This window comes from Enterococcus sp. LJL51 (genome assembly GCF_054871795.1).
This window is the reverse complement of record NZ_JBTXLW010000001.1, coordinates 173691-200401: the sequence shown is the minus strand read 5'-3', so window position 1 is coordinate 200401 and position 26711 is coordinate 173691. Positions and strand designations below refer to the sequence as shown.

The window sequence follows — 26711 nt, the reverse complement described above, 5'->3', positions numbered from 1 at the left end:
CATGAAGTGGATTATCGGAACAAAAGAAACGGTCTTAGATGGACTGAAACAGGATAGTCAGACTAAACAATCCGCTGACCAGCAAATTGATCAGCAGGTCAAAGTGATTATTGATCAGGTAGCAGCTAGGGGGGATACTGCGCTAAAAGATTATTCTCGGCAGTTTGATCAAACTATAGTGACCGAACTGGAGGTTTCAAAAACAGCGTTGAAGAATGCTTATCAGGAGCTGGACACAGATGTGAAGAAAGCTTTGGAACGAGCGAAAGAGAATATTATCAGCTATCATAAGAAGCAGAAGCAGCATGATTTTATGGACACTGAAAAAACAGGTGTTTTTCGCGGGCAGCTTGTTCGTCCGTTGGATCGAGTAGGCGTATACGTTCCCGGTGGTACAGCAGCTTACCCGTCTTCGGTATTGATGAATGTTTTACCTGCTAAAATCGCTGGAGTAGAAGAAATCATCATGGTCACCCCGCCTTCTCCTGACGGCGTTCCGGCAATTATTCTGGCAGCGGCTGAGATTGCTGGAGTTGACCGGGTTTTTCAGGTAGGTGGTGCTCAGGCAGTTGCTGCTCTGGCTTATGGAACGGAAACAATTCCAAAGGTAGATAAAATCGTAGGACCTGGAAATGCCTATGTTGCCGCAGCGAAAAAACAGGTTTTTGGCACTGTAGGGATTGATATGATTGCCGGACCTTCTGAAATTGGTATTTTAGCAGATAATCAGGCTAATCCAGCCTTTATCGCAGCGGATTTACTTTCACAGGCAGAGCACGATTCATTAGCACGCACCTTTTTAGTAACTAATTGTGAACAGCTGGCAAAGAGTGTAGAAGAGGAGATAGCCGTTCAATTAGCTGACTTACCGCGAAAAGCAATTGCAGAGCAATCGATCACAGCGCATAGCTGGCTAATCGTAGTGACCTCAGTTGATGAAATGATTGAGGTTATGAACGAAATCGCACCGGAGCATTTAGAAGTGCAAATGACAGACCCTATGCAGTATCTTCAAAAAATCAAACATGCCGGATCAATTTTTCTAGGTGCGTACACCTCAGAGCCTGTTGGCGATTATTTATCCGGAACGAATCATGTACTTCCAACCAGTGGTACAGCAAGATTTTACTCTCCCCTTGGTGTGTATGATTTTGTAAAATATAGTCAGGTAAGCTACTATACAAAGGATGCGTTGGCAGAGGTTAAAGATGATATTGCTTTACTGGCGCGAAAGGAAGGGCTAGAGGCTCATGCCCGTGCTGTAGAATACCGTTTCAAGGAGGAAAACAAATGAGAACAGCAAGTTTGAAACGTACAACGGCAGAAACACAAATTGAACTTACTTTAAATCTGGATCAGCAGGAGCCAGTGGTAATTGATACTGGAGTTGGCTTTTTTGACCATATGCTGACCCTGTTTGCCCGTCACAGCCGAATGTCGCTAGAGGTTAAAGCTGTCGGAGATCTTGATGTGGACAGTCATCATACAGTTGAAGATGTCGGGATTGTTTTGGGTCAGTGTTTAAGAGAAGCATTGGGAGACAAGGCGGGAATTAACCGATATGGAACCAGCTTTGTACCAATGGATGAGACACTGGGCATGGCTTCTTTGGACTTAAGCGGACGGTCTTTCTTGGTATTTGACGCAGAGTTTGATAACCCTAAGCTAGGAGCCTTTGATACAGAGCTGACAGAGGAATTTTTTCAGGCACTGGCATTTAATGTTCAGATGAATCTGCATCTAAAAATTCTACATGGAAAAAATAGCCACCACAAAATTGAATCGCTATTCAAGGCAACAGGACGTGCTTTGCGGGAAGCTATTACTTACAACGCAGAAATTCATGGTGTTAATTCAACGAAAGGAACGCTGTAAATGATTGTTATCATTGATTACGATACAGGAAATACCTTAAATGTTCAGAAGGCATTGAACTATGTAGGGCTGGAAAATAAGCTATCAGCCGATGCTGTTGAAATATTAGCAGCGGATGGACTAATCCTCCCAGGAGTTGGTGCATTTTCACTCGCAATGGCTGAATTGGAAAAACGGCAGCTGACAAGCGTTATTAAAGAGGCTGCAGCTAACGGAACGCCCATCCTAGGGGTTTGTCTAGGGATGCAGCTGCTGTTGGAAGGCAGTATGGAAAATGGCTATACTGCAGGATTAGGCCTAATCGAAGGGATTTGTGAAAAGATCCCTCAGGAAAAAGACTTTCCAGTTCCTCATATGGGATGGAATGAGCTGATGATTACAAAAGAAACACCCTTAACCAAGGAAATGTCTGGTGAATATGTCTATTTTGTTCATTCCTACTATGCAGATTGTGATCCGGATACGATTGATGCTTTGGTACAGTATTCTTTAAAAGTTCCGGCAATGATTTCACAAGGACACATTTACGGTACTCAATTTCATCCTGAGAAAAGTGGAGCGATTGGGTTGAAAATACTAAAGGGGTTTAAGGAGGTAGTGGATCATGTACGTTTTACCGGCAATTGATATTCGGGAAGGAGCAGCTGTCCGATTAGTCAAAGGTGATTTTTCTAAAAAGACAGTTGTAAATGAAGATCCCTTGGCCCAAGCAGAGATATTTAGAAAAGCTGGCTGTCAATTTCTTCATATTGTTGATTTGGATGGTGCTCTTGCAGGAGACACTACCAATGCTGCTCTGATTGAGAAGATAAAAAGGGAAACTGGATTACCGGTAGAAGTTGGCGGCGGTATTCGCTCAATCGAACAGGTGAAGAAGTACGCTGAGCTAGGTATTGATCGAATTATTATCGGTTCTGCAGCACTAAAAGACCCTGACCTCGTCAAGGAAGCAGTCCAAAAGTACGGAGAACAGATTGCTGTCGGAATTGATGCCAAGCATGGAAAAGTAGCTGTCAGCGGCTGGCTGGAGGTTAGTGAGACGGATTATCTGAGTATGGCACAGGAAATGGCGGCAATTGGTGTAAAGACACTTATTTATACCGATATATCGAAAGATGGAACGTTAACAGGTCCCAGCTTTGAGCACTATGAAAAGCTGTTGTCTGTAGTTCCTCAGGTGAATATAATCGCTTCAGGTGGTGTCAGCAGTAAAGCTGATTTAGAAAAGCTGGCAGCTATAGGTGTCTACGGAACAATAGTTGGAAAAGCCTACTATGAGGGACGAATTACGCTGGAAGAAATGCAGGAGGTGGCAACTGGATGCTGACAAAGCGAATCATCCCATGTCTGGATGTAACCGATGGGCAGGTGGTTAAGGGCGTCAATTTTGTTAACCTGCAGAGTATTGGCGATCCTGTAGAAATTGCCCGGGCATACAATGAACAGGGAGCGGATGAACTGGTCTTTCTGGACATCACTGCTACAAGCGACGAACGCGAGACGATGGTAGAGGTAGTTGAGCGGACTGCTGCGGAAGTCTTCATTCCTTTAACTGTCGGCGGAGGTATCCGCTCTATTGAAGACATGAAGCGAATGCTTCAGGCTGGTGCAGATAAAATATCGCTAAATTCTGCAGCTATCAATGAGCCCGATTTAATTAGACAAGGTGCTGAAAAATTTGGTTCTCAGTGTATCGTGACTGCAATTGATGGAAAAAAGGCGGCAGACGGCAGCTGGCATGTCTATACGAAGGGTGGAAGAGAAGATACTGGTTTGGATGTGGTGGCATGGGCTAAAGAAGCAGTTTCACTTGGTTCGGGAGAAATACTGCTGACAAGTATGGATGCAGATGGAACGAAAGAGGGCTATGATTTACCGATGCTTCAAGCGGTTTGCGAGGCTGTTACGGTTCCTGTAATTGCTTCGGGAGGCTGCGGCAGCAGTAGGGATATCTTGGAAGTTTTTGAAAAAACTGGTGTAACTGCTGCTCTAGCAGCCAGTATATTTCATTATGGAGAAGTAAAAATCCCTGATTTAAAAGCGTATTTAAGCAGTGAAGGAGTGAGTATTCGTTTATGAAACCAGATTTTTCTAAAGGACTAATCCCTACTATCATTATAGAAGAACAAACAAATGAGGTATTAATGTTGGCTTATATGAATGAAGAAAGCTTTAATAAAACACTGGAAACAAAAACCACATGGTTTTATTCCCGCTCAAGGCAATCATTATGGAATAAAGGCGAGACGAGCGGTCATACCCAGAAGGTAAAGAGTATTCAGACGGATTGCGACAAAGATACACTGCTGATTAAGGTGGAGCAGATAGGTCCTGCCTGTCACACAGGAGCACATAGCTGTTTCTTCAATGTGATTCTTGAGGAGGAAAATGAATGATTGAAGAACTTTATGCCGAAATAATGGAACGAAAAGCACAACAAAAAGAAGGTTCATATACCAGCTACTTGTTTGAAAAGGGTTTAGATAAAATTTTGAAAAAAGTCGGAGAAGAAGCGACAGAAGTCATTATTGCTGCAAAAAATGAACCAGAGGAGCTGATTAGTGAAACGGCAGATTTGGTTTATCATATGCTGGTTTTATTGGCGGAGAAGGATATCCCTTTAGAAGCAGTAATGAAGGAGCTGGAGCAGCGTCAGGGGAAATTGAGTGTAGTGAAGGATCGAAAGACGATCGAAGATTTATAAGTTAATTTATAAGTTAAATAAAGAAACGGGTAAAAAGTGTTGAATATTGGAATCACGCAGGATATTCTTAAAATGATAGTGAAGGAGAATGTTTTTTGACTAGAACTTGAAATCTAATCGTTCATAACAGTTCTTCCTGTCACTTTTCATGATAAACTGAAAAAGAAAGTAGAGGGTAAATTCATTGACAGCCGAATTTACCCTCTACTCTTAGTATAATTATTTTTATAATTAATTTTCTTTTGAATCTGTTAATTTTTCCATAGAGGTGACCTTTTCTAATAGATATGTTCGGTCATCAGCTTCATCATAGAGCGTATAAGGCTGATTATTTCTTGTTTCAACAATTAAATGAAAACCATAGGTATCCTGAACAACTAAACGCTGTATATTCCATTCAACTAATGAATAAGTAACTGGTTTGCCGTCAATCATAATATTCAGTTTCTCGTCAATGGCTAGCTGATGCTGGGTAGCTTTGCCCTGATTAATAAACCACCACTTCCCTTGAAAGAGAGTGATCAAATCAGAAGCCGTTTGACTAGCCTCCTGTTTCTTCTTTTTATTTTTAAATAACAATGAGCTGGCAAGTCCAGTCACTACAGAAGCCCCCAATAGAAAAGACCAGTGTTTCTTCATTACCCAACCTCCCGTTTTCTTTTAATCATAGCATGAATTAAAAAAATTAGGGTTGGAAAGCACTGATTGTTAACGAAATTTAACGAAGGTTAACGAAGTTTAACATAGGTTAGGGAAAATTAAGTACGAAGAGCTTGTCAGATTACAGATTAAAACTGGCTTTACGAAATGAACAGTAAGAAATCACTGCGCAACGCTTAGAGTTGCGTTACTTTTTTTTGTCATTAGCATATGGTAAATGCAAGGAGGTAATACAAATGGAAATACATGAACAAATAAAAGAGAAGAGAAAAGAGCTGGGATTAACTCAGCAGGAAGTAGCTGACAAGGTATTTGTTACTCGTCAGACCATCTCAAAATGGGAGCTTGGCAAAAGCCGACCGGATTTAGTTTCTTTAAAACTACTCGGCGAACAGCTGCAAACTGATTTTCTAAAAAATGATTCAAAGGAAAAGGGGAAACAAGGGATGAAAATAACATGGAAAGATATTTTAATGACAGCAGTTTTTGGTATTTTCTTTTTACCGGTTCGCTTACTGATTACGTATCTGAAACCTAAAGTTACACAACCAATTGTAAAATACGTGCTGTTACCTTTTGTGATAACGGCTGGAGTACTATATATGCGTTCTTTAAACGAGACAGCATTTTTTGCAGTTGGAGGAATGCTTATCTGCCTGTATTATCCAATTGCCGGCTATTACTTTAAAGGCACAAAAGAAAGCTAGTTAAAAAAGGATATTATTGACTCCTGACTGCAAGTGTCTGGGTACTAAACCAAGTTCCCAGACTTTTAATGTGCCTAAATTTAATTAAACGGCGGTACAGAAGTAATTTCTTCGGAAATAAGCCAAGCTTTTTTTTAAATTTGTAAAGCACTAGGCGAGAATCAGTCAACATCGAGGGTCTCACATTTGTGTTTCCTGTCGTTTTAAGAAAAACTTGCTTACTTGCTGAGAACAAGAGTAAGATACGAGCTGATGTTGAACAGTATCTACCTGGTTCTCAAGGCTCAAGAAACTTCTATTCGAGTCTGTTGTTGTGTCCTAATATCAGCTTATTAGATGCTTTTTGCAGACACAGAAATATGATATGCTTCGAAGGAATGAAAAAAGAAAGGAAGCTGAAGATGAAAAAAACAGTCCATCACTTGTGTATTCAGACAAACAATTATCGAGAGTCGTTGGCATTCTATCAGACTCTGGGCTTTGAAGTGAAATTGGAAACACCTGATTTTCATGGGAGAGATTACAACAGCTGGCTGTGTTTGAATGACTTTTATATCGAGCTGCAAACTGGCAAAAAGGCAGAGCAGCTGCCTAAAAGTCAAAATTCGGAAGGCATTGCTCATTTTTGCCTATGGGTGGCGTCCCTTGAAGCAGCAGTAGACGAGCTCAGTAAGTATCAGGACTCGTTTATTCAAAAGGAAGGCTCGGTTATTTACCAGGTAGCCAAGACAAGATTGTGCAAACTTTATGCACCTGAAGGAACTATTATTGAGTTAAGAGATTCAAAAGGTATATAATAGGAGCATAAGATTAACTGAATGTCTTTAGATAGTTGATTTATATACTTGCTTAGTGAAGATCTGATAAGACTAATTTGTCTAAGGATTGCAAACTATGGTATTGTGGTGAAGAAGAGGTGTTTTGATGATAGTCTATCCAGATGTACATCTGGCGCGGTTTATTTGTCGGCCCAATCGCTTTATTGCTGAATGCCGCATGATCGAAACAGGCGAACAAGTGACGGTCCATGTTAAAAATACAGGACGGTGCCGCGAACTGTTTTTGCCTGAAGTGGAGGTAGTCTTAAGCTATCAGCCGTCTCCTAAAAGAAAAACAGCTTATGATTTGATTGCTGTAAAAAAGAATGGTCAGTGGTTTAATATTGACAGTCAGGTTCCTAATGCACTGGCGGCCCAAGGGCTAAAAGAGGGGATGATTCAGCTTCCTGGATTAACAGGACAAATGACTTTAGTGAAGCGTGAAAAAAAGTATGGCAATTCACAGTTTGATATTTATGTTGAAACAAGCACAGAGCAGAAAGCTTTCATTGAGGTGAAAGGGATGACTTTGGAAAACAGCCGATTAGGCGCCTTTCCCGATGCGCCTACTTTGAGAGGGCTGAAGCATGTAAATGAGCTGAATAGAGCAATTAGCGAAGGCTATCAATGCTATGTATTGTTTGTGATACAATTTGAACAGGTTGACAAAGCAACAATTAACACAGAGATGCAGCCTGCGCTGACAGAAGCTATTGAAGCCGGTCAAAAGCTGGGATTAAATGTTTTAGCCTACAACTGTGAGGTTACGCCCGAAACGATTCGTGTACTAAAGGAAATTCCTTTTGATCTATATGAATCCTTTTGACTATTCATTACAGGAAAAGTAATCTACAAAGCAAAGGGATGGAGTCAGCTTTCATGTATTTAATAGGATTCATATACATGAAGTATTTAAACAGCGAGAATAAAGAAAGGTGAGGAGAATATGATTCATTTAGGTGTTATCGGAACAAACTGGATTAGTGAACAATTTGTGCAGGCGGCATTGGAGACTGGAAAATATGATTTAACGGCGGTTTATTCCAGACGTTTGGAAACGGCACAAAAGTTTGGTGAGAAGTATGGTGATGTAGAATATGCCATAGATTTAGCTGCCTTTTTTGGCATTGAACACATGAGTACTGTATACATCGCATCCCCTAATTCTTTGCACTTTGAACAAGCAAAACAAGCAATTTTAGCTGGAAAGAATGTCATTGTGGAAAAACCGGCATTCACTACTCCTGCTGAAATGGAGGAAATTATTCATCTAGCCAACAAGCAAAAGGTGTTTTTCTTTGAAGCAGCAAGAAATATTCATGAGAAAAGCTTCAAAAAAATTGGCGAACTTCTACCTCTAAAAAATGAAATTATTGGTGCCAGCTTTACTTATATGAAATATTCCTCCCGCTATGACCAAGTATTGGATGGTGAAGAACCGAATATCTTTTCTCCTCATTTTTCGGGTGGAGCTTTAATGGATTTAGGTGTCTATCTGATTTATGCAGCTGTGGCGTGGTTTGGTATGCCTCAGGAAAGTCATTATTTTGCACGGAAAGTCGCAACTGGTGTAGATGGACTAGGCACAGCGATTTTAAGATATGACCGTTTTGATGTAACGATACAAGCAGGGAAAATTGGTGACTCCTTCCAAGGATCAGAAATCTACTTTGACAATGGTACGTTGTTGCTGGATGGAATCAATGCAATTTCCAAGGCTGAATTTCATGATAGAAATCAGAAAGAGCGGGAAGTTATTGCGCTGACAACAGAAGAAAATCCAATGGTAGAGGAAGCCTCTGATTTTGCTCATGTTATTGAGAATCCTGCTGATAAAAACTGGGGTGTTCAATACGAAGAATGGGTCGAGCTTTCCAGAAATGTCAATCAGGTTTTAACTGATTTAAGAAGTAGTGCAGGTATTGTATTTGATGCCGATAAAAAGTAAAATGGAAGATAGGAAGTAAAAGAACAGAAATTAACAATAGATAAGACTAATAGCAGTTTTGATTGCGACAACCTGGTTCCGAGGTACACAGTTTTAACAGTGATACGTAGAAATGAAACTGCGTTGACCGAGTGGAAATAAGTGATTGGAATCTGTGGTATTGAGGGAGTTGAATTTTTTGATTCGCTCCCTTGATATATGCACGCAGCTTGACTTCTATCTGACTGTTTATAAAGCAGCCATTGAAATTATTAAGGTCTTATTCTTGAAAGGGAAAATATGAATTTCGTAAAACAGTTACCAGAGGTTTGGCAAGAAAAATGGCAGGCTTCTGGTTTTGATGAACCTTCTGCTATTCAGAGTAAAAGCTTTAATCCTTTATCAGAAGGAAAAAATGTCCGGGGAATCTCTCCAACTGGAACAGGTAAAACATTAGCGTACCTGCTGCCGTTGTTATTGCAAATCAACAAGGGTGAAGGCAGCCAGCTGCTGATTCTGGCTCCTTCGCAGGAACTGGCTATGCAGATTGGTCAGGTTGCTCAGGAATGGGCTCAGCCCCTGCAGCTGAAAGTTCAGCGGCTGATAGGCGGAGCAAATGTGAACCGTCAAATCGAAAAGCTTAAAAAGAAGCCTGAAGTCCTAATTGGTACGCCAGGACGAATTATGGAGCTGATTCGTGCTAAAAAGATTAAGAGTCATCAGCTAAAAATGATTGTTATGGATGAAGCTGATTTGCTTTTACAAAAAAGCGAGCTGGATTTAACGAGACAAATTCTTCAAAGTGCACCCGTTGATTATCAGCTGGCATTTTATTCAGCAACAGCTGATAAAATTGCTGAGGAGGTTAACGAGCTGGCGGCAGAGGTTCTGACAATCGATGTGATGGAAGAAGACCAATCGGCTGGAAAAGTTCAACATTACTACATAGAAGTACCTTTTAGAAAGAGAAAAGAGTTCTTACAAAAGATGCTTCATATACCAAACTTTTACGGTATGGTTTTTTTTAATCAGCTAACAGATTTAGGCGCAATAGAAGAAAAGCTCACCTATGAGGCTTTACCTGTAGCTGGCTTAGCTTCTGATCAGAACAAGCAGCTGCGCAAGCTGGCAGTTGGGCAGTTTGCACAGAAAAAGATACAGATGCTGTTAACGACAGATGTGGGTGCCCGCGGCTTGGATTTTCCTGCTGTGGACTACGTTGTCAATGTAGATGTCCCGCTGGATGCTGTAAGCTATGCTCATCGAGCCGGCCGCTCTGGTCGAATGGGAGCAACAGGTACAGTGATAACATTTGTTAATGAACGAACGAAACGGGATTACCAGCGCTTGTTGAAACAGATAGGTATTTCTGCAGCTGAATTGTTCATTTATGATGCTCAATTCCAGACTGAAAAAAAGGAGCAGGAAAAAGAGCAGAAACGTGTGAAAAAAAGCAAAAAGAAATAATTGTTTGATTGTTGTATATGGATTCATCAAGCATAAGGAGGCTAAGTATGAAATCCAGAAAAGAAGAAATACTAGCTCTGTTGGAAGAGAAAAAAATTGGTATGACTGCTGCCGACATCGCTGAGTCTTTAGAGATTGACCGAAGCAATGCCAGCAGATACCTGAGTGAGCTTTCCAAAGAAAAGAAAATCTTAAAAAAAGAAGGACGGCCAGTTGTCTATTCTTCTGTTTTTGAGGAAGAAAAAATTCATGTGGATAATTCCAGTGAGGTAACCTTTGAAAATCTGGTTGGTGCCAATGATTCACTAAAGGTTAGTATTCAACAGGCAAAAGCAGCTATTTTGTATCCGCCGCGCGGTCTTCATACAATCATTTTTGGAGAGACCGGAACAGGGAAATCTTTGTTTGCAGAGTGTATGTATCATTTTGCGGTGGAATCGCAGACTTTACCTGAAAATGCACCGTTTATTTCCTTTAATTGTGCAGACTATGCCCAGAATCCACAGCTCTTGTTTGGTCATATTTTTGGCGTGAAAAAGGGTGCTTATACAGGGGCGGAAAATGATAGTACTGGACTGATTTCAGAAGCTGACGGCGGGGTTCTATTCCTCGATGAAATTCATCGTTTACCGCCAGAAGGGCAGGAAATGCTGTTTACCTTTATTGATAAAGGCATTTATCGTCCTTTAGGCGAAAGCGGAAAAACCTATGATGCATCTGTGCAGATTATCGGAGCAACAACGGAATCTTCAGAAACATTTCTAACGACATTTAATCGACGAATACCTATGGCGATTACCCTGCCCAATTTGGAGGCACGTTCTCTGGATGAGCGTTATGATATCATTGGACTGTTTATCAAGCAGGAGGCAAACCGCTTAAATCAACGGATAAACATTGAAAGAGAAGCTGTTTTAGCGTTCATGCTATATGATGCTGAAGGAAATATTGGACAGGTTAAGCGAGACTTAAAACTGGTTTGTGCAAAGTCCTTCCTGCATTATCGGACACACAATACATCCAGTCTGATGATTCGGAAAAAGGACTTACCTCTTCAGGTGCAAAAAGGACTATTGAAAATCAAGGAAGTTTCTGACCGTTTGGACCGGTTCGTGGATGCAAAAAACAATTATCTAACCTTTGAGCCGGGATCGAATGAGGTTGTCTGGTCTAGAGATCCAGCACGTGATATGCAGGTTTATAATGAAATTGAAGAAAAAGTTTCCACGTTGTCTACAAACGAACTGGAGAATATCGATCTTGAAGAACTAATTGCTAAAGATATGGATGCTTATTTCCAGACTTATGTGGAAGAGCTAACGCAAAGCTCCGTTCATAAAGAGCTGCTGCCGGAGAGCATCTGGAAGCTGACTAACAGACTCTATGATATAGCTGAAAAGCGCTTGGCACGAACCTATAATGAAAATGCCCGCTTTGCTTTTGCACTGCATTTACAGAGTACTATTGACCGAGTGCGTGAAGGACATATGATTGTCCACCCAAATTTGAATAATATAAGAAAACAAATGAAGGAAGAATTTCAGGTAGCTATTGACCTCTCGGCGATAATTGAAGAGGAAAACGATATTGAGATTCCTTTTGATGAAATTGGTTTTATCAGTATGTTTCTTTCAATTGATGTAGGCAACAAGGAAATGGTTGAGATTAACAATGTCGGTGTTGTCATACTGATGCATGGGAACTCTACTGCGTCCAGCATGCTGGAGACCGCACAAGAGCTTTTAGGTATTTCAACCGGAACGGCGATGAATATGCCTTTAACGATGGAAGTTCAGGCGATGTACGAGCATTTACGAGCTTATGTTGTGGAAAATCAGGAAACGTTAAGTAACGGCATGCTCCTTCTGACAGATATGGGCTCTCTGAATTCTTTTGGAAACCTGATTTTTGAAGAAACAGGCATTCGGACAAAAGCAATTTCCATGACAAGTACCATGATTGTTTTAGAAGCAATTCGAATGGCGAGTGTGGGAAGAAGTTTAGAAGATATTTATCAAAATATTCAAATGTCCTTTGAAGGAATCATTCGGGAGCAGTTCCGCAGCAGTATGAAGAATCCAAATCAAGTCAAAAAAGCAGTAGTTGTAACCTGTTTTACCGGTGAAGGCGTAGCTGCCCGGCTATATCAAAGGATTTTACCTGTAATTGATGAGGACAAGGTAGAAATCATTCAAATGCAGTTTTTAGAGAGAGAAGCCTTTAAAAAACATATTGATAGCTTAATGGAAGAATATGAAATAAAAGCAATTGCCGGTACGGTTGATGTTGAGTACCAAAATATTCCTTTCTTCTCGGCCTATGATATATTTGATGATGAAAAGCTGAATGTATTAAAACGGATTGCAGGCGATGAGGTGCCGACTGAAAAAATCGTTCGTTCTTTAACTGATACAATTACTACTGTGGATTCTTTACAGAAGTTAATTGTAATGCTTCAAAAGACGGTTCATAAAATACAGACGGATATGCACATTATTGTAGAGCCAGGTGTTGATGCCGGTATTGTTATCCATCTAGCATTCTTGGTCGATTCAATCTTGAAGGGCGAGGAAACGAAAGCATTCACAGGACTTACAGATTTTGTGAAGAAAAACCGTCTGGAAACAGATGTTGTCAGAACGAACATGATGGTGATTGAAAAAGCTTATCGGCTCTCCATCCCTGAAACAGAGATTGCTCATCTGACCAAAATGTTTTTGGAAAACAAAATTAGAAAATAAAAGATTACACACAAAGAGTCACTGTGTACGATTCTAACAGAGTGTGCGTGTGAAAGTGTTATAGACCAAAGCCTTTGTTAGCAAGGATTTTGGTCTATACAATTTTGGCACGCTTCTTGCTTATATAACAGTGTAACCAAATATATTAGGGAGTGAAGAAAAATGGCTAAAAAAACAATTATGCTAGTATGTTCTGCTGGAATGAGTACGAGTTTATTAGTAACAAAAATGCAAAAAGCAGCTGAAGCAAGAGGAATGGACGCTGATATCTTTGCGGTATCTGCATCAGATGCAGACAATAACTTGGAAGCAAAAGATGTAAATGTTCTACTTTTAGGCCCGCAAGTTCGTTTCATGAAAGCACAATTCGAACAAAAACTTGCACCTAAAGGAATTCCATTTGACGTTATCAACATGGCTGACTATGGCATGATGAATGGTGAAAAAGTACTGGATCAAGCAATCGCTTTGATGGGTTAATCTCTCAAAGATATCAGGAATTGAAGGAGAAATGAAAATGGAAGAACAACAAAACTTAGAAGCCATCATGGGCTTAATCATGTTTGGCGGAAATGCAAAAAGCGATGCAATGGAAGCTATTGCAGCAGCGAAAGAAGGAAACTTTGAAGTAGCAGATCAAAAAATTGCTGACGCAGAAGCTTCGTTAGTTGAAGCACACCATTCACAAACTGGTTTGTTAACACAGGAAGCACAAGGCAACAACATGACAGTAACATTGCTAACTGTACACAGTCAGGACCATTTGATGACATCGATTGCTTTCACTGATTTGGCGAAAGAAATCATTGACGTATACCGTCGCATGGATGCAAAATAAATCTTATTCTTTTTGAACGGAGAATTTGAGGTAATTATCTTAAAACTTTTTGAACGGAGTTTTATTAATTGGGGTTTAAAGAGCGTTTGCTCTTTAGATAAATATTTTTATAGGAGGATACAAAAATGAACGCTTTAACAGCATGGTTGGAAAAGTACATTCTTCCTGTTGCCGGGAAGATTGGTGCTCAGAAACACCTAGTTGCACTTCGTGACGCTTTCATCGGTACGATGCCAGCAACGATGGCCGGTTCTGTTGCGCTAATGATCAACGCAATTATTCGTGATATGCCAAGGCAATTCTTTCCACCAACGTACAATGCTGACATGACTCAGGTATTATCTGGGTATGACGGTACAATGATTCCAGTAATCAAGGATATCATTGGAATTAATGGTTTTGTTTACAACGGGACCATATTGATTGCAGCTATAATATTCTCATTCTCATGGGGATACTATATTGCAAGAGCATACAATGTAAACGACTTAGCAGGGGGAATTGTTTCATTGATTTCTTTTGCAGCTGGATTCTCAGATTCATTCTCAGGAAGTTGGGCTATGGAATTGCCTAGTTCAGCAGTAGACGCTATTAATACTGCAAATGCAGGGCTGGTAGCAACCGCTGATGGAATTACTGGTTCAGCATATGGCTGGTTAAATATCTCCCATCTCAAAGGTGAAAGTTATTTTACAGCAATGATTATCGGGTTTGTAGCAACGATGATTTTCTGTCAGTTAATGAAGAGAAATATCACTATTAAGCTGCCGGATTCAGTTCCGCCAGCAGTATCAAAAGCTTTTGCGGCAATTATTCCTGCAACCGCAGCACTTTATGTGTGTTCAGCATTTTATTATTTCTTCAGAATGTTTACAGATCAATTGTTTACTGATTGGATTAGTGAAGCTATCGCGAAACCGTTGCTTGGTTTCTCTCAAGGATACTTCGCAGTATTCATTGTTACACTATTCGTTCAAGTCTTCTGGTTCTTCGGAATTCATGGACCTAACGTATTAGCACCAATTCTTGAAGGGGTATTCGGGGTTGCTCAATTGGAAAACCTTAGCTTATTCCAGGATGGTGGTATTGAATTAGTTAAATCTGAAGGATACAAATGGGTTCGTGGCTCATGGGATGCTTTCGGATGGTATGGTGGTTCAGGTGGAACGATTATACTAATTCTTGCAATTATTCTATTCTCTAAACGGGCAGATTACCGTGCCGTTGGTACGTTGTCATTAGGCCCTGGTTTATTCAACATTAATGAGCCTATTATGTTTGGTTTACCAATTGTATTGAATGCAATTATGTTTATTCCATTCTTATTAGCGCCTGTAGTATCAGTTTCTATCGGTTACTTTGCAACAATGGCAGACTTGGTAAATCCGGTCAGTCAACAGGTAACATGGGTAATGCCGCCGGTTCTGCTGGCATTTATGGCAACTGGATTTGACTGGAGAGCAATCATCGTGTCACTAGTATGTATGCTGTCATCCTTCATTATCTGGGTACCATTCGTTATTGCAGCGAATAAAGTAGATCCTGCATTAGGCGAGAAGGAATAAGTATTAATTATTTTTGCTGGATGATCTGCTTTATTGGATCATCCGGCATTCTTACATATAATAAACGAAAGGGGTAATTAACAATGATCGGAATTAGTTCAGCAATGCAGCAAGATGCAATTAAAGAGTTATTAAACACTTATGATGGAGGCGACTTCACTTATACTTTTAAAGAAAAACAAGGAATCAAGCTTGTTTTTGAAGTAACCGGCGATGCTGCCGCTGCCGCTGTGAAAGCGAAGGAAATGATTAAAGCACAGCCGTGGGGCAATGTGTTGTATTTCCAAGCCACAGCAGTATAATTTTTAGACGGGACTGGTAATAATGACAAAAAACGGCCTATTTGTAATCAGTATAGGATTGCTTATGTTTGTATATAGTGCAAATGCGCAGACGGGCGAATACAATATTGTAAATATTTTTTCTTCATTAGTTGTCATGGGAATCGGATTGTTTTTCTTCTTAAAGGGAAGAAAGCGCGATAAGCAGAATAAAGATAAGGATAATGAGGTGAAGAAGAATGGAAATCGTTAAAAAGATGAATGTGCCAGCTTCCTATTTTTATGGAAAAGTTGTTGAATCAGTATTATATGATGTGAATCGAAGTACTGGTAAACGATTAAAACCTATGCAGTTAAATAATTTTGAATATGTCAAAGAATTTTCTAAGAACAGCCGGGCGAAGATTAAGATTGAGAAGCTGGTGGAAAATGAAGAATATGCTTATAAAACCTCTACAGTGAAAAATCAGTATCATGCACAATATAAAATTAAAGCTGTGGACAATAATTCCTGTGAAGTTCATTATACAGAGAAAATGGAATCATTTGGGACGATGCAGAAATTAAATGATGCAGCGATTGGTTTTATATTAGGCTTTTTTAAAAAGAGACAATTCAAAAAAATGCTTGATCAGATAGAAAGCTCATATTAATGTGAGCTACTTCGAAAAAGAACAATGAGTGTAAAAAAATCAAATTACTAAAGGCTAGTATGTAATTTTACATACTAGCCTTTAGTGTGTATGAAATAACTCCTAGTGTGCACACTAAACAAATAAATTATAACCTTATATTAAAGGATATAAGGTTATTTTTTTTGGCATGTTTCTTGCTTATTACTTATGTGTAACTAAATTACTTTAAGGAGTGTAAAAAAATGGCGAAGAAAACAATTATGTTAGTATGTTCTGCAGGAATGAGTACAAGTTTATTAGTAACAAAAATGCAAAAAGCAGCTGAAGCAAGAGGAATGGATGCTGATATCTTTGCAGTATCTGCATCAGATGCAGACAATAACTTGGAAGCAAAAGATGTAAATGTTCTACTTTTAGGCCCGCAAGTTCGTTTCATGAAAGCACAGTTCGAACAAAAGCTTGCACCAATGGGTATTCCGCTGGATGTTATCAACATGGCTGACTATGGCATGATGAACGGTGAAAAAGTTCTGGATCAAGCTGTTGCGTTAATGGGCTAATCGAATAAAAATAAATATGATTGAAGGAGAAATGGGAATGGAAGAAAAAAATTTAGAAGCTATTATGGGTTTAATTATGTTTGGCGGAAATGCGAAAAGTGATGCAATGGAAGCTATTGCAGCAGCGAAAGAAGGAAACTTTGAAGTAGCAGATCAAAAAATTGCTGACGCAGAAGCTTCGTTAGTTGAAGCACACCACTCACAAACTGGTTTATTAACACAGGAAGCACAAGGCAACAACATGACAGTAACATTGTTGACTGTACACAGTCAGGACCATTTGATGACATCGATTGCTTTCACTGATTTGGCGAAAGAAATCATTGACGTATACCGTCGCATGGATGCAAAATAATTCCCATTCTTTTTGAACGGAGAAGTGGAAATTGATTTGGAAACTTTTTGAACGGAGTTTTTGATGGGTTGATTTAAAGAGTGCTGCTCTTTAGATAAATAGTATTTATAGGAGGATATAGAAATGAATGGATTAGTAAACTGGATGGAGAAGTACATCCTGCCTGTTGCTGCTAAAATTGGTGCAGAAAAGCATCTAGTAGCATTGCGTGATGCATTTATTGGCATGATGCCGGCAACAATGGCTGGGGCAGTTGCCGTACTTTTAAACGCATTCATGCGTGACTTCCCAAGAGATTATTTTCAGCCGGAAGTCTATAAAGATGCAGGATTGGTTAACCCGATTACCGAATTCTTTCAGCCGGTAATTGATGTTAACGGGTTGATTTGGAATGCAACATTAGCAATTATGGCCGTAGTATTTTGTATTTCTTTTGGCTACAACCTGGCGAAAGCCTATGAGGTAGATACATTATCAGGCTCAATTGTCGCTTTGGTTGCGTTCTTCATGGGCTTACCTGACACAGCAACAACAACATTAACTTTAGACGGTACACTTCCTAAAGATGTTGCCAGCATGATTACAGATGCAGGTGGTACTGTTACAACTGCAGATGGTGCATCAAGTATTGGAGCTAGTGCTTGGGGCTATTTCCCATTTAGTCCACATATGGGTGGATCTGGTTTGTTTACAGCAATGATTTTTGGTTTTATATCAGTTATTATTTTCGCTATTTTAATGAGAAAAAATATTGTTATTAAAATGCCGGATTCAGTTCCACCAGCAGTATCAAAAGCTTTTGCCGCAATTATTCCTGGTGTAGTAGCACTTTATGTGTGTGGTATCATTTATAAAGTATTCAAACAAGTAACTGGCATGCCGGTTATTGACTGGATTTCTGATACAATTCAAGCACCGTTATTGGGCTTATCACAGGGTTACTTCGCAGTATTTATCATTGTACTACTTGTACATGTTTTGTGGTTCTTTGGTCTTCACGGGACAAACATCATGGGGCCTGTACTGCAGTCCATCTATGGAGTGGCAATGGTAGAAAATACAAATGCTTATCAAAATGCTGAACCAATCCCTTATAAATGGGTTGCTGGTTCATTCGAAGCTTTTGTATGGCCAGGCGGAGCAGGTGTAACACTTGTTCTATTGATTACTATCCTTATGTTCTCAAAACGTGCGGATTACAAAACAGTTGGTCGATTAGGAATTGGACCTGGTTTATTCAATATTAATGAGCCTGTAATGTTCGGTCTGCCAGTAGTATTGAATCCAGTTCTCGTTGTGCCATTTATCGTAGCACCATTAGTAACGGCAACAATTGCTTTCTTTGCAACAGAAGCAGGGTTAGTTAAACCAGTTGTTGTAAATGTTATCTGGGTAATGCCGACTATTCTTAGCGGATTCCTGGCAACAGCTGGAGACTGGCGTGCAATTGTACTGTCACTTGTCAATTTAGCGGTTGCATTTGTCATCTGGGCACCATTTGTGATTGCAGCAAACAAGGTAGACCCTTCATTAGGGGAACCTGAATAAGTATCAAACAAAATTGTTACTGGATGATTCAGACAGCTGTATCATCCAGTAATCTTACATAAAATGAAAGGGGAAAATACGATGATTGGAATCAGTTCAGCAATGCAGCAGGATGCAATTAAAGAGTTATTAAACACCTATGATGGAGGAGACTTCACATATAGCTTTAAAGAAAAACAAGGAATTAAACTAATTTTTGAAGTAACAGGGGATGCCGCAGCAGCAGCTACAAAAGCGAAAGAAATGATTAAGGCACAACCTTGGGGCAACGTACTTTATTTCCAAGCAGCAGCAGTATAATTTAGTAGATGGGACTGGTAAATATGACAAAGAACGGCTTATTCATAATCAGTATAGGATTGCTTATGTTTGTATATAGTGCAAATGCGCAGACTGGTTCATATAATTTTGCCAACATTATTACATCGCTGGTTGTTATGGCAGCCGGTCTGTTTTTCTTTGTAACTGGAAGAAAGCGGGAAAAGCAGAATAAATAAGTTAAAGATACTGAGGTGAAAAGGCTGGAAATTGTCAAAAAGATGAATGTACCAGCAACCTATATCTATGAAAAAATTCTTGAATCAGTAATTTTTGATGTGCGTCATAATACAGGAGAGACACTGAATCGATTACAGCTGAGAAATTTCGAGTATATTAAAGAATATTCAAAAAACAGTAGAGCTAAAATAAAGATTGAAAAACTGGTTGATAATGAGTGTTATGCGTATAAGACATCAACTGCAAGAAATGATTTTTTTGCACAATATGAAATTAGACCAGTGGATGAGTACTCCTGTGAGCTTCATTATACCGAGAAAATGAACTCTTTTGGTACCCTACAAAAAATTAATGATACATTTGTTGGCATCCTAATGGGCTTTTTCAAAAAGAAACAATTTAAAAATATGCTTCAGCAAATAGAAAATTCTTATTAAATGTATCCTAAGTAGAGGTTGTGACAGAAGTGTTCAGCTTCAAGCAATAAGGCGGAAATTCCGAAAATTGTTCTACAAATTTTTGCGAATTTCCGCCTTATTGTCGAAGAAGTTACTTCTGAAACACCGTTTATCCGGGTTTAAGGGACTGAGGCATACTAATGTCACAGTCCCTTTTTTATCTTTTTTTAGTCTTTTTAACTTCTAAAGTGTGGTCATAGGTTTCGGTGATTCAATCCCTTTAGTGGAATAGAAAAGGAGTCAGAGACCGAATAAAGAAAATCAAAATTTAGTTTATTGATGGAATCTGTAGTATTAGCAGGACAAAAAAGTAGATATTCACTCAGAAAACAGTCAACACTTTTTCTGGAACGGATTGCCTGTTATACTGTCTGTATATCGATTCGATAAAAGTGAATACACGCTGTTGCCTTTACCAGATTGCAGAGAAACATGTTCTTGTTGGTCAGCCCACTCGTATTGCGGAAAGCGTTTGATTTTTTTAGCAATCCATTTGATTTTTGCTTTGTGTATAGGAGTTTAAGCGATATCAGCAATGAGTAGAAAGGCAATAGCGCAGTAGATTTATTTAATGATACATCTATAGCTGGAAGGAGCCGGATATAATGGGCGAAGTACGTAAAATCAAAAAGGATGAAATTCCTGCAATGCTCGAATTAGGAGCGTATGCGTTTAATGTTGAAATTTCAGAGCGTTGGAGAAAACGTTTTGACTGGATTGTGAAGCATTCAGATGGGTATGGCTATTTTGAAGGGGAGACGTTGACTAGTCAGCTATTGGCTACACCTTTTAAAGTAAATTTTCATGGAGTCGAATATAAAATGGCTGGAATTGGTTGTGTATCTTCATATCCTGAGTATAGAGGACAGGGAAGCATCACAGCGCTGATAAAAACGATGCTTGTAGAATCAGCGAGGAATAAGGTAGCGTTGTCCTATTTAGCGCCGTTTTCATATCCTTTTTATCGTCGCTATGGCTATGAACAAATCTTTGAACAGATTGAATATAAAGTTAATCCGCAAGACTGGCCGATTAGTAAGGCATCAAAAGGACGTATCCATCGTGTTACTTGGAAAGAAGCAAAGGCAGTGATTCAAAAAATATACATACAAAAAAAAGATAATCAACGTGGAGGCGTGATAAGATCAGACTGGTGGCTGGAGTATAAGTTTGACTTAGGAAATGAATACTTATTTGCCTTATACGAAAATGACTTAGGAGAAATAGACGGCTACCTGGTATATCAGGTGAGCGGAGAGCGCTTTACTATATACGAGTGGTCTTGCCTAACTGGTGAAGGCTATAGTATGTTGAACCGTTTTATTGGCTCGCATAATGGAGCCACTCAGGAATTCTTTTATAAAAAAGGATTCTCTGGAGAGGATAACAGCTTTTTAATGCCGGCTCCTTTGCTTCAAATGCAGCTGACACCTTATATGATGGGAAGAATAGTGGATATTGAAACCTTCATTACCGATTACCCTTTTCAATACGCAGATGAAGAGTATACATATTATTTGACTATTAAAGATGAGTATGCGAATTGGAATGAGGGAACTTGGAAACTAATTTTAAAGAACGGAAGGACATTTTTTGAAAAGGTAGCTAATTCAAAAGAAATAGATAAAGAGAAAATGATGAGTGCTGGGATTCAAGAATGGACACAGCTGTTTATGGGCTATCGCTCAGGTGAAGCATTAAGCTTTTATGGAAAGCTCATTGGTGAGTTAGAAGAAATTCGCCAGTTAGATCAGCTGCTGCCGAAAGGTAAACCGATTCTAGAAGATTATTTTTGATTATTATTTGGAAAAAACACCAGCGGAAAAGCTTTCCGGCTGGTGTTTCGGCAAATATAAAGTTAGATAAAGGTTATTTCTCTTTTTTATCCGCTTCTTTATCAGTTGCTTTTTGTTCTTTCAGAGCTTGCTTAAAGATTTCTTCCTTTTCCTGCTTATAATTGTCCTGTCGTTCCGCAAATACCTTCTCTTTTGGTTTGTCAGTCATACAATCAACTCTCCTTTTTCTCTTCTTACTATAATCTTAGCATTGACAGCGCTTGATTTCGATATATATGCCTACAATTACTGAGAAAAAGAAAATATTTTCCTTTTCCGAATAATGATTGACAGAAAAGAGGAAGAATCATAAAATGAAATGGTATGCTTTTATTACTGAGCTACTATATGTAGCTTTGATAAAGATAGAAACTCTGCCAAAGCTTGATAGGTTAAATATCAACTGAAAACAGGCTTCCTTAGTAAAATGGATATTACGTAAGGGCTTGTTGAACAAGTGCCAAATTGAATATGTCCCCGTACCTCAGTAGGATAGAGGGTTCGCCTCCTAAGCGAAACGTCGCTGGTTCGATTCCAGTCGGGGACGTCACGATTGACATGCTGAAAGCCTTTAGCAGTAAAGGCCTTCAGCTTTTTATTATAGTTCAGTATAAAAAAATTCCAAGTGAGTATAATCGTTAACAATACTACCTTTTATCGTAACTTTATCTGAAATATCAAGTTCTAGAATTTTTTGCACGACTGACCTTAATGTCTTGTTTGCATCCTCAAATTTTTTATTCCAGCACTTTCTTTCTATGAATATAGAAAAAAGGTATCCAGTTTCAAGAGTTTTTTCTATCAAAATGAAGTTCCTATTTAACGATATTTTATAGGATAAATGCTGCTGCAATTAATAGATAGCTCCATTTAAAATCTTTTTTGCAAAGTACATAAAGTATCCCTGCTAGAATAGAAAATGAAACTGTAAATAGGCCGCCACTAAATCCCTGTAATAGAAAGTGCATCAATCCCCAAGTTAATGCTAAAAAAACACCGCCGCTAGGAATATTATGATTCAGTAAAAATTGTTTTTCCGCAAATTGTTGACCAAATACGATAGTTAATACAATAAGTGCTGACTCGCCTAAGTAATAAAAAATCTGTAGCATATAAGTGAGAATACTTTTATTTGAACCATTAGTAAATTCTACGAATGGTTTGAACCCACCAAAGCCAAAAAAGGTTATTATTGTAATTAATATAATAAGCATGAATGCAATGGAAAATTCTTTGTTCGATAATTGATGTTTAAAGTGAAATACATTAAATTCAAATTTTCTTTTTGCATATTGTATTAATAAAATGGCGAAAGTAAACCAAAGAATCCCAGTTAAAACAGAATTTAAATTTTTATTTAATGGTGTAAAACCTAATGTATTTACCAAAAAACCAAGTAACAATTCCAAACTGAATCCTGCAAACCCATATAAGCCCAACCAAAGAAATTCAATAGGCTGTATTGTTTTCTGTTTTTGTATCCCCGTCATTGTTAAATCTCCTTTTTTATATAGCATTAAATTACATTATACAGGTGTTGATAAGTATACTTCAATATCTTTTGCTAGATAATAGTAAAAGACTGACGTAAAATATCTAAAAGTTAGTGTGACATAGCTCATTGAGTTGTAGCTCACTCACATGGAATCCATATAAATTGTAGAAGTAGAGTGTATATATCGCTATTTTAACTGCGAAGAGTAATTGCAGGAGCAGCTATTTTGCTGCTTAGAAAGAATCGTAGCTTTCCATGATGAGTTCAGCGATTTAAGAATAAGGTGAATATTATTATAAAACTAATCTAAATAAGAAGACACTATGAGAAGAGTGAACGAGGTAGTCTGTTTTTTTGATTTTCTTTCATAAACAACAAAAAAAGTAAAAAAACAAAAGCTCAATATTTTAAGGATGTCAGATATGTTGTATCTTGAAATGTTTCTAGCCAAAATAGTGAATGAAGGATTCCTGCACTAAGCTTTTTCTATACACATTGGTTTAATGAAGTCCATAATAACATAAAAGAAAAAAATTTTTTTTTTAAACAAATTAATGCATTAAATTGAAAATAAAAAGTTAATTAAGTGCTTTTATTAGTCTTTATGTATGATAAAATTAAGTTATTCGAATGAAAGGAATGATTCAATGAAAAAGTTATTTGTGGGAAGTATGATGGTAATAGCTATGTTAGCGGCTGTAGGAAGCGGCGGTCCCGTCCATGGAGAAGAAAATGGCAATGATAAAGTATATATACCAGATTACAGTATTAGAGCCAATGTTTTTGGTGAGCTAGGAATACAGGAGCCGGAAGAGAGCTTTATCCCCTCGATTAATCAATTGGGGACACTGAACTATATGACAGTTTTTGGTTCAGGAGACGGTTCATTTGGGAGTCTACATGGATTTCAGTATATGAAGAATGTAAAAGAATTAGACGGAGGCTACAATGATAATATTCAAGATTTTCGTCCAATTAGCGGAATGACCTCCTTGGAAAGAATCAATATGAGTATGAATGTTTTCGAAGACAGAGATAGCGCAGTAGATATATCTTTTGCTCAGCACTTACCTAATCTAAAAGAGTTTGTATTTGAATACAATGTGCTTGATTTGACGCCGCTAAATGAAATAGAGAATCTAAAGAAAATTTCGGTTGGAAACTGGGGTGATCGGAATATTGTGAAAGGATCACAGCAAATTGTTTCTCGAAGTACTAAAGAATTTATGATGGTAAATCCTGTGACCTATTCAACTCAGTTCGAGGATATTGATTTGACAGTAACAGCAGTAGACACATCTGGCAACTTATTGGACGTATCTGTTAGTGAAGATGAAAAAGTTTTTACTATTAGCGATATTCCTGAAAATATGGAAAGCATTAAACTTCAGATTGAGAAAAGCAATTATGAAGTGGATTCAAATTATGTTCAACATATATCAATGTACAATGTTCCTTTGTATTGGAATTAATGAATAAATTTTATAAGCATTTTGGCTACTAAAACATACTAAGATTAGTGGGTAAGGTATTCGACGGAATACCTTACCCACTATATTTTTAATTAAGCCCAGTCTCCATTGCGGAATACTGGTACGCGTGTTCCATCTTTTCTGATTCCATCAATATTCATTTGGTCAGAACCAACCATGAAATCAACGTGTGTCTGACTGCGGTTTAAGCCGGCTTCTGTCAGTTCTTCTTCGGTCATGCTTGTTCCATTTTTGATGCTGAAGGCATAGGCTGAACCTAAAGCAAGGTGATTCGAGGCATTTTCATCAAATAGCGTATTATAAAATGTAATCCCTGATTGAGAGATTGGTGATGGGTCAGGTACTAAGGCCACTTCACCCAAACGCTTGGCTCCTTCATCGATTTGCAAAAGTCCTTCCAGAGCTTTTTGTCCTTCTTCAGCAGAAAAATCGATGACCTGTCCGTCTTTGAAAGTAAATTTCATGCCGGAAATAGTTGTACCGGCGTAGCTTAATGGTTTTGTGCTGGAAATAAAGCCGTCCACACGACGAGCATCCGGCGCAGTAAATACTTCTTCAGTCGGCATATTTGCCATGAACTTTTCACCGCGGGCATTGTAGCTGCCGGGACCTTCCCAGAGATGATTTTCCGGTAAGCCAATCGTAATATCCGTTCCCGGTGCGGTATAGTGAAGGGCGGTAAACTGTTCTTTATTTAGTGCTTCTTTTTTTGCAGCAAGAGTTTGATCATGCTTGTTCCAAGCTGCAACGGGGTCTTCCTCGTAAATGCGCGTTGTTTTGAAAATCTCATTCCAGAGAGCATCAACTTGTTCATCTGTTGTTTTCAGGTCGGGAAAGACCTTCGCTGCCCATTCTTTGCCAGCAGCTGCAACAACTGTCCAACTGATTTTATTGGCCTGAGTGGCTTTTCTCAGTCCCAAAAGGGCTTTGCCAGCCGTACTTTGATAAGTCGCTACACGTTGAGAATCAACACCGGCTAAAGCATCTGGATTAGAAGAAACGACGCTGATTCTGCTAGCTTCCCGATCGATCCAGTCATTGACTTGATCTGCTTTATAAGCTGGATAATTTTCTAAATATTGTTCATCCGCATGAGTAAGAAAGCTCTTTTGAATTTGATCATCTGTCCATTGTACAATGACTTCAGCGGCCCCCATTTGATAGGCTTCCTCTGTAATAAGACGAGCTAAAGGAGCCTGATCAACATCAATATGCAGAACGATTGTATGACCCGGCTGGACATTGACTCCGGTTTCTACAATTAAATGAGCATATTTTTTTAATAAAGTTTCAAAATTTGATAAAGTCATGAAACATCCTCCTAAAATGCATTTACTAAACGTAAATATCATAACACGTAAAAACTGCAAACTCAATTGAATCACTCGAAGTTGAACCTGGAAAAAATGGGTATTTTCGTCCTATTTTAATGATTTTTCTAAAAAGAGAAGTTGTATTTTGCAGAAATCTGCAATCGTGTTACAATAACAGTAGATATGATATGGAAGCTTTGTTGAGGATAGGTAGAGAGGATTGAGAATATGGCAAGAAAAAAAACGATTACAAAAGACCAAATACTGAATGCTGCCTACGATGTAGTAGCAACCGAAGGATTCTCGAAATTTACAGCAAGAAATATCGCAGCAAAAATGAAGTGTTCTACTCAACCGATTTATTTGGAATTTGAAAATATGGATGACTTAAAAGAGGCGCTGTTTGCTAAGATTCACCGTTACCTTTCTACAGAAGTATTTCCTGTGGAGCATACTGGAAATACAATTATTGATTTGGCTTTGAACTATATTCATTTCGCAAAAAATGAAAGCAAGTTATACCGTGCTTTATATCTGGAAGAATATGGGGGCGGTCAGCGAATGCAGGAGTTTTCATATACGTACTTCTCAAATGCAGTCAAGCAGGATGCTGAGTATGCAGATTTGGATGAAGTTAAAATTAATTCATTACATATGGGAACTTGGATCGTTGCCACGGGGATTGCTGCACTTATGACCTCGGGAATCATTTCGGCTACAGACGAACAGATTGAAGATTTAATGAAAGAAAGCATCAATACCGTTTTAAAGCGTGAGAAGCCCATTGATATTCATTAGAAAATTATATGAAAGAAAAACTATTAAACAGCAGAGGATAATGCCGCTAACGGTGACATTATCCTCTGCTTTGGTTTTATTATAGTAAGGAATGAAAAAGAGTGTTGCCAAGGTCAGCTCATTGCTGAAAGCTAATCTTT

At 38.7% G+C, this 26711-nt stretch carries 32 protein-coding genes and 1 tRNA gene; 29 read left to right on the top strand and 4 right to left on the bottom strand.

The window, feature by feature from the left end:
- The first annotated feature begins 1 nt into the window (after position 1).
- Genes hisD through hisE form a run of 7 tightly spaced genes read left to right on the top strand, consistent with a single transcriptional unit; the run spans position 2 to position 4579 of the window.
- Positions 2-1294, top strand: a complete 1293-nt coding sequence (gene hisD / locus ACYSNQ_RS00930) for a histidinol dehydrogenase (RefSeq protein WP_426080891.1) — start codon at positions 2-4, stop codon at positions 1292-1294.
- The gene (hisB, locus tag ACYSNQ_RS00925) at positions 1291-1875 is read left to right on the top strand and encodes an imidazoleglycerol-phosphate dehydratase HisB (protein ID WP_426080890.1); all 585 of its coding nucleotides are present in this window, start codon (positions 1291-1293) and stop codon (positions 1873-1875) included. The genes hisD and hisB overlap by 4 nt, the downstream gene beginning before the upstream one ends.
- The gene (gene hisH, locus ACYSNQ_RS00920) at positions 1876-2502 is read left to right on the top strand and encodes an imidazole glycerol phosphate synthase subunit HisH (protein WP_426080889.1); all 627 of its coding nucleotides are present in this window, start codon (positions 1876-1878) and stop codon (positions 2500-2502) included.
- Positions 2480-3202 carry a 1-(5-phosphoribosyl)-5-[(5-phosphoribosylamino)methylideneamino]imidazole-4-carboxamide isomerase gene (hisA, locus tag ACYSNQ_RS00915; RefSeq protein ID WP_426080888.1) on the top strand — a complete coding sequence of 241 codons (723 nt, stop codon included), beginning with the start codon at positions 2480-2482 and terminating at the stop codon, positions 3200-3202. The genes hisH and hisA overlap by 23 nt, the downstream gene beginning before the upstream one ends.
- Positions 3196-3954 (top strand): imidazole glycerol phosphate synthase subunit HisF, encoded by a 759-nt coding sequence (hisF, locus tag ACYSNQ_RS00910; protein WP_426080887.1) that lies wholly within the window; start codon positions 3196-3198, stop codon positions 3952-3954. The genes hisA and hisF overlap by 7 nt, the downstream gene beginning before the upstream one ends.
- Complete coding sequence (hisI, locus tag ACYSNQ_RS00905; RefSeq protein ID WP_426080886.1) at positions 3951-4271, top strand: phosphoribosyl-AMP cyclohydrolase; 321 nt, start codon at positions 3951-3953, stop codon at positions 4269-4271. The genes hisF and hisI overlap by 4 nt, the downstream gene beginning before the upstream one ends.
- Positions 4268-4579: a phosphoribosyl-ATP diphosphatase gene (hisE, locus tag ACYSNQ_RS00900; protein WP_426080885.1), complete on the top strand. Its 312-nt coding sequence runs from the start codon at positions 4268-4270 to the stop codon at positions 4577-4579. The genes hisI and hisE overlap by 4 nt, the downstream gene beginning before the upstream one ends.
- 231 nt (positions 4580-4810) lie before the next feature.
- Here hisE and ACYSNQ_RS00895 read toward each other — a convergent pair whose 3' ends face one another.
- Positions 4811-5218 carry a DUF4828 domain-containing protein gene (locus ACYSNQ_RS00895; protein WP_426080884.1) on the bottom strand — a complete coding sequence of 136 codons (408 nt, stop codon included), beginning with the start codon at positions 5216-5218 and terminating at the stop codon, positions 4811-4813.
- Between the two features lie 257 nt (positions 5219-5475).
- On the opposite strand from ACYSNQ_RS00895, the gene ACYSNQ_RS00890 reads away from it, so the two are divergent.
- The 19 genes from ACYSNQ_RS00890 to ACYSNQ_RS00800 all read left to right on the top strand — a co-directional run bounded on the left by ACYSNQ_RS00890 (position 5476) and on the right by ACYSNQ_RS00800 (position 21433).
- The gene (locus tag ACYSNQ_RS00890; protein ID WP_426080883.1) at positions 5476-5946 is read left to right on the top strand and encodes a helix-turn-helix domain-containing protein; all 471 of its coding nucleotides are present in this window, start codon (positions 5476-5478) and stop codon (positions 5944-5946) included.
- Between the two features lie 401 nt (positions 5947-6347).
- Complete coding sequence (locus ACYSNQ_RS00885; protein ID WP_426080882.1) at positions 6348-6743, top strand: VOC family protein; 396 nt, start codon at positions 6348-6350, stop codon at positions 6741-6743.
- 130 nt (positions 6744-6873) lie between these two features.
- Positions 6874-7590: a DNA/RNA nuclease SfsA gene (gene sfsA, locus ACYSNQ_RS00880; protein ID WP_426081150.1), complete on the top strand. Its 717-nt coding sequence runs from the start codon at positions 6874-6876 to the stop codon at positions 7588-7590.
- 120 nt (positions 7591-7710) lie between these two features.
- Entirely contained in the window at positions 7711-8712 is a 1002-nt protein-coding gene (locus tag ACYSNQ_RS00875; RefSeq protein ID WP_426080880.1) for a Gfo/Idh/MocA family protein, read from the top strand.
- A 279-nt stretch (positions 8713-8991) separates the two neighbouring features.
- Positions 8992-10158, top strand: a complete 1167-nt coding sequence (locus ACYSNQ_RS00870; protein ID WP_426080879.1) for a DEAD/DEAH box helicase — start codon at positions 8992-8994, stop codon at positions 10156-10158.
- 47 nt (positions 10159-10205) lie between these two features.
- Positions 10206-12899 (top strand): sigma 54-interacting transcriptional regulator, encoded by a 2694-nt coding sequence (locus tag ACYSNQ_RS00865; RefSeq protein WP_426080878.1) that lies wholly within the window; start codon positions 10206-10208, stop codon positions 12897-12899.
- Between the two features lie 162 nt (positions 12900-13061).
- Positions 13062-13379 (top strand): PTS sugar transporter subunit IIB, encoded by a 318-nt coding sequence (locus tag ACYSNQ_RS00860; RefSeq protein WP_426080876.1) that lies wholly within the window; start codon positions 13062-13064, stop codon positions 13377-13379.
- A 37-nt stretch (positions 13380-13416) separates the two neighbouring features.
- Positions 13417-13737, top strand: coding sequence for a PTS lactose/cellobiose transporter subunit IIA (locus ACYSNQ_RS00855; RefSeq protein WP_426080875.1), 321 nt, complete (start codon positions 13417-13419; stop codon positions 13735-13737).
- 125 nt (positions 13738-13862) lie between these two features.
- Positions 13863-15302: a PTS sugar transporter subunit IIC gene (locus ACYSNQ_RS00850; protein ID WP_426080874.1), complete on the top strand. Its 1440-nt coding sequence runs from the start codon at positions 13863-13865 to the stop codon at positions 15300-15302.
- An 83-nt stretch (positions 15303-15385) separates the two neighbouring features.
- The gene (locus ACYSNQ_RS00845; protein WP_426080873.1) at positions 15386-15604 is read left to right on the top strand and encodes a hypothetical protein; all 219 of its coding nucleotides are present in this window, start codon (positions 15386-15388) and stop codon (positions 15602-15604) included.
- Between the two features lie 22 nt (positions 15605-15626).
- The gene (locus tag ACYSNQ_RS00840; RefSeq protein WP_426080872.1) at positions 15627-15836 is read left to right on the top strand and encodes a hypothetical protein; all 210 of its coding nucleotides are present in this window, start codon (positions 15627-15629) and stop codon (positions 15834-15836) included.
- Positions 15823-16236 carry a DUF3284 domain-containing protein gene (locus ACYSNQ_RS00835; RefSeq protein ID WP_426080871.1) on the top strand — a complete coding sequence of 138 codons (414 nt, stop codon included), beginning with the start codon at positions 15823-15825 and terminating at the stop codon, positions 16234-16236. Before ACYSNQ_RS00840 ends, ACYSNQ_RS00835 begins: the two co-directional genes overlap by 14 nt.
- Before the next feature lie 224 nt (positions 16237-16460).
- Positions 16461-16778, top strand: a complete 318-nt coding sequence (locus tag ACYSNQ_RS00830; RefSeq protein ID WP_426080870.1) for a PTS sugar transporter subunit IIB — start codon at positions 16461-16463, stop codon at positions 16776-16778.
- Between the two features lie 37 nt (positions 16779-16815).
- Complete coding sequence (locus ACYSNQ_RS00825; protein WP_426080869.1) at positions 16816-17133, top strand: PTS lactose/cellobiose transporter subunit IIA; 318 nt, start codon at positions 16816-16818, stop codon at positions 17131-17133.
- Positions 17134-17256: 123 nt separating this feature from the next.
- Positions 17257-18681, top strand: coding sequence for a PTS sugar transporter subunit IIC (locus tag ACYSNQ_RS00820; protein ID WP_426080868.1), 1425 nt, complete (start codon positions 17257-17259; stop codon positions 18679-18681).
- Between the two features lie 81 nt (positions 18682-18762).
- Positions 18763-18981 (top strand): hypothetical protein, encoded by a 219-nt coding sequence (locus tag ACYSNQ_RS00815; RefSeq protein ID WP_426080867.1) that lies wholly within the window; start codon positions 18763-18765, stop codon positions 18979-18981.
- 23 nt (positions 18982-19004) lie between these two features.
- Positions 19005-19178, top strand: a complete 174-nt coding sequence (locus tag ACYSNQ_RS00810; RefSeq protein WP_426080866.1) for a hypothetical protein — start codon at positions 19005-19007, stop codon at positions 19176-19178.
- A 24-nt stretch (positions 19179-19202) separates the two neighbouring features.
- The gene (locus ACYSNQ_RS00805; protein ID WP_426081149.1) at positions 19203-19616 is read left to right on the top strand and encodes a DUF3284 domain-containing protein; all 414 of its coding nucleotides are present in this window, start codon (positions 19203-19205) and stop codon (positions 19614-19616) included.
- Between the two features lie 626 nt (positions 19617-20242).
- Positions 20243-21433: a GNAT family N-acetyltransferase gene (locus tag ACYSNQ_RS00800; RefSeq protein ID WP_426080865.1), complete on the top strand. Its 1191-nt coding sequence runs from the start codon at positions 20243-20245 to the stop codon at positions 21431-21433.
- A 73-nt stretch (positions 21434-21506) separates the two neighbouring features.
- Here ACYSNQ_RS00800 and ACYSNQ_RS00795 read toward each other — a convergent pair whose 3' ends face one another.
- Positions 21507-21641, bottom strand: a complete 135-nt coding sequence (locus ACYSNQ_RS00795; protein WP_426080864.1) for a hypothetical protein — start codon at positions 21639-21641, stop codon at positions 21507-21509.
- A gap of 304 nt (positions 21642-21945) precedes the next feature.
- On the opposite strand from ACYSNQ_RS00795, the gene ACYSNQ_RS00790 reads away from it, so the two are divergent.
- Positions 21946-22019 (top strand) — tRNA-Arg (locus ACYSNQ_RS00790).
- 283 nt (positions 22020-22302) lie between these two features.
- On the opposite strand, the gene ACYSNQ_RS00785 is transcribed toward ACYSNQ_RS00790, so the two are convergent.
- Entirely contained in the window at positions 22303-22962 is a 660-nt protein-coding gene (locus tag ACYSNQ_RS00785) for a hypothetical protein (protein WP_426080863.1), read from the bottom strand.
- A 652-nt stretch (positions 22963-23614) separates the two neighbouring features.
- Here ACYSNQ_RS00785 and ACYSNQ_RS00780 point away from each other — a divergent pair.
- On the top strand, positions 23615-24439 hold the full coding sequence (locus ACYSNQ_RS00780; RefSeq protein ID WP_426080862.1) for a hypothetical protein: 825 nt from the start codon (positions 23615-23617) through the stop codon (positions 24437-24439).
- Between the two features lie 92 nt (positions 24440-24531).
- Here the strand turns inward: ACYSNQ_RS00780 and ACYSNQ_RS00775 are convergent, their stop codons facing one another.
- Complete coding sequence (locus ACYSNQ_RS00775) at positions 24532-25770, bottom strand: aminopeptidase (protein WP_426080861.1); 1239 nt, start codon at positions 25768-25770, stop codon at positions 24532-24534.
- A gap of 231 nt (positions 25771-26001) precedes the next feature.
- Between ACYSNQ_RS00775 and ACYSNQ_RS00770 the strand changes: the two genes are divergently transcribed.
- Positions 26002-26571 (top strand): TetR/AcrR family transcriptional regulator, encoded by a 570-nt coding sequence (locus ACYSNQ_RS00770; RefSeq protein ID WP_426080860.1) that lies wholly within the window; start codon positions 26002-26004, stop codon positions 26569-26571.
- Positions 26572-26711: the final 140 nt, after the last annotated feature.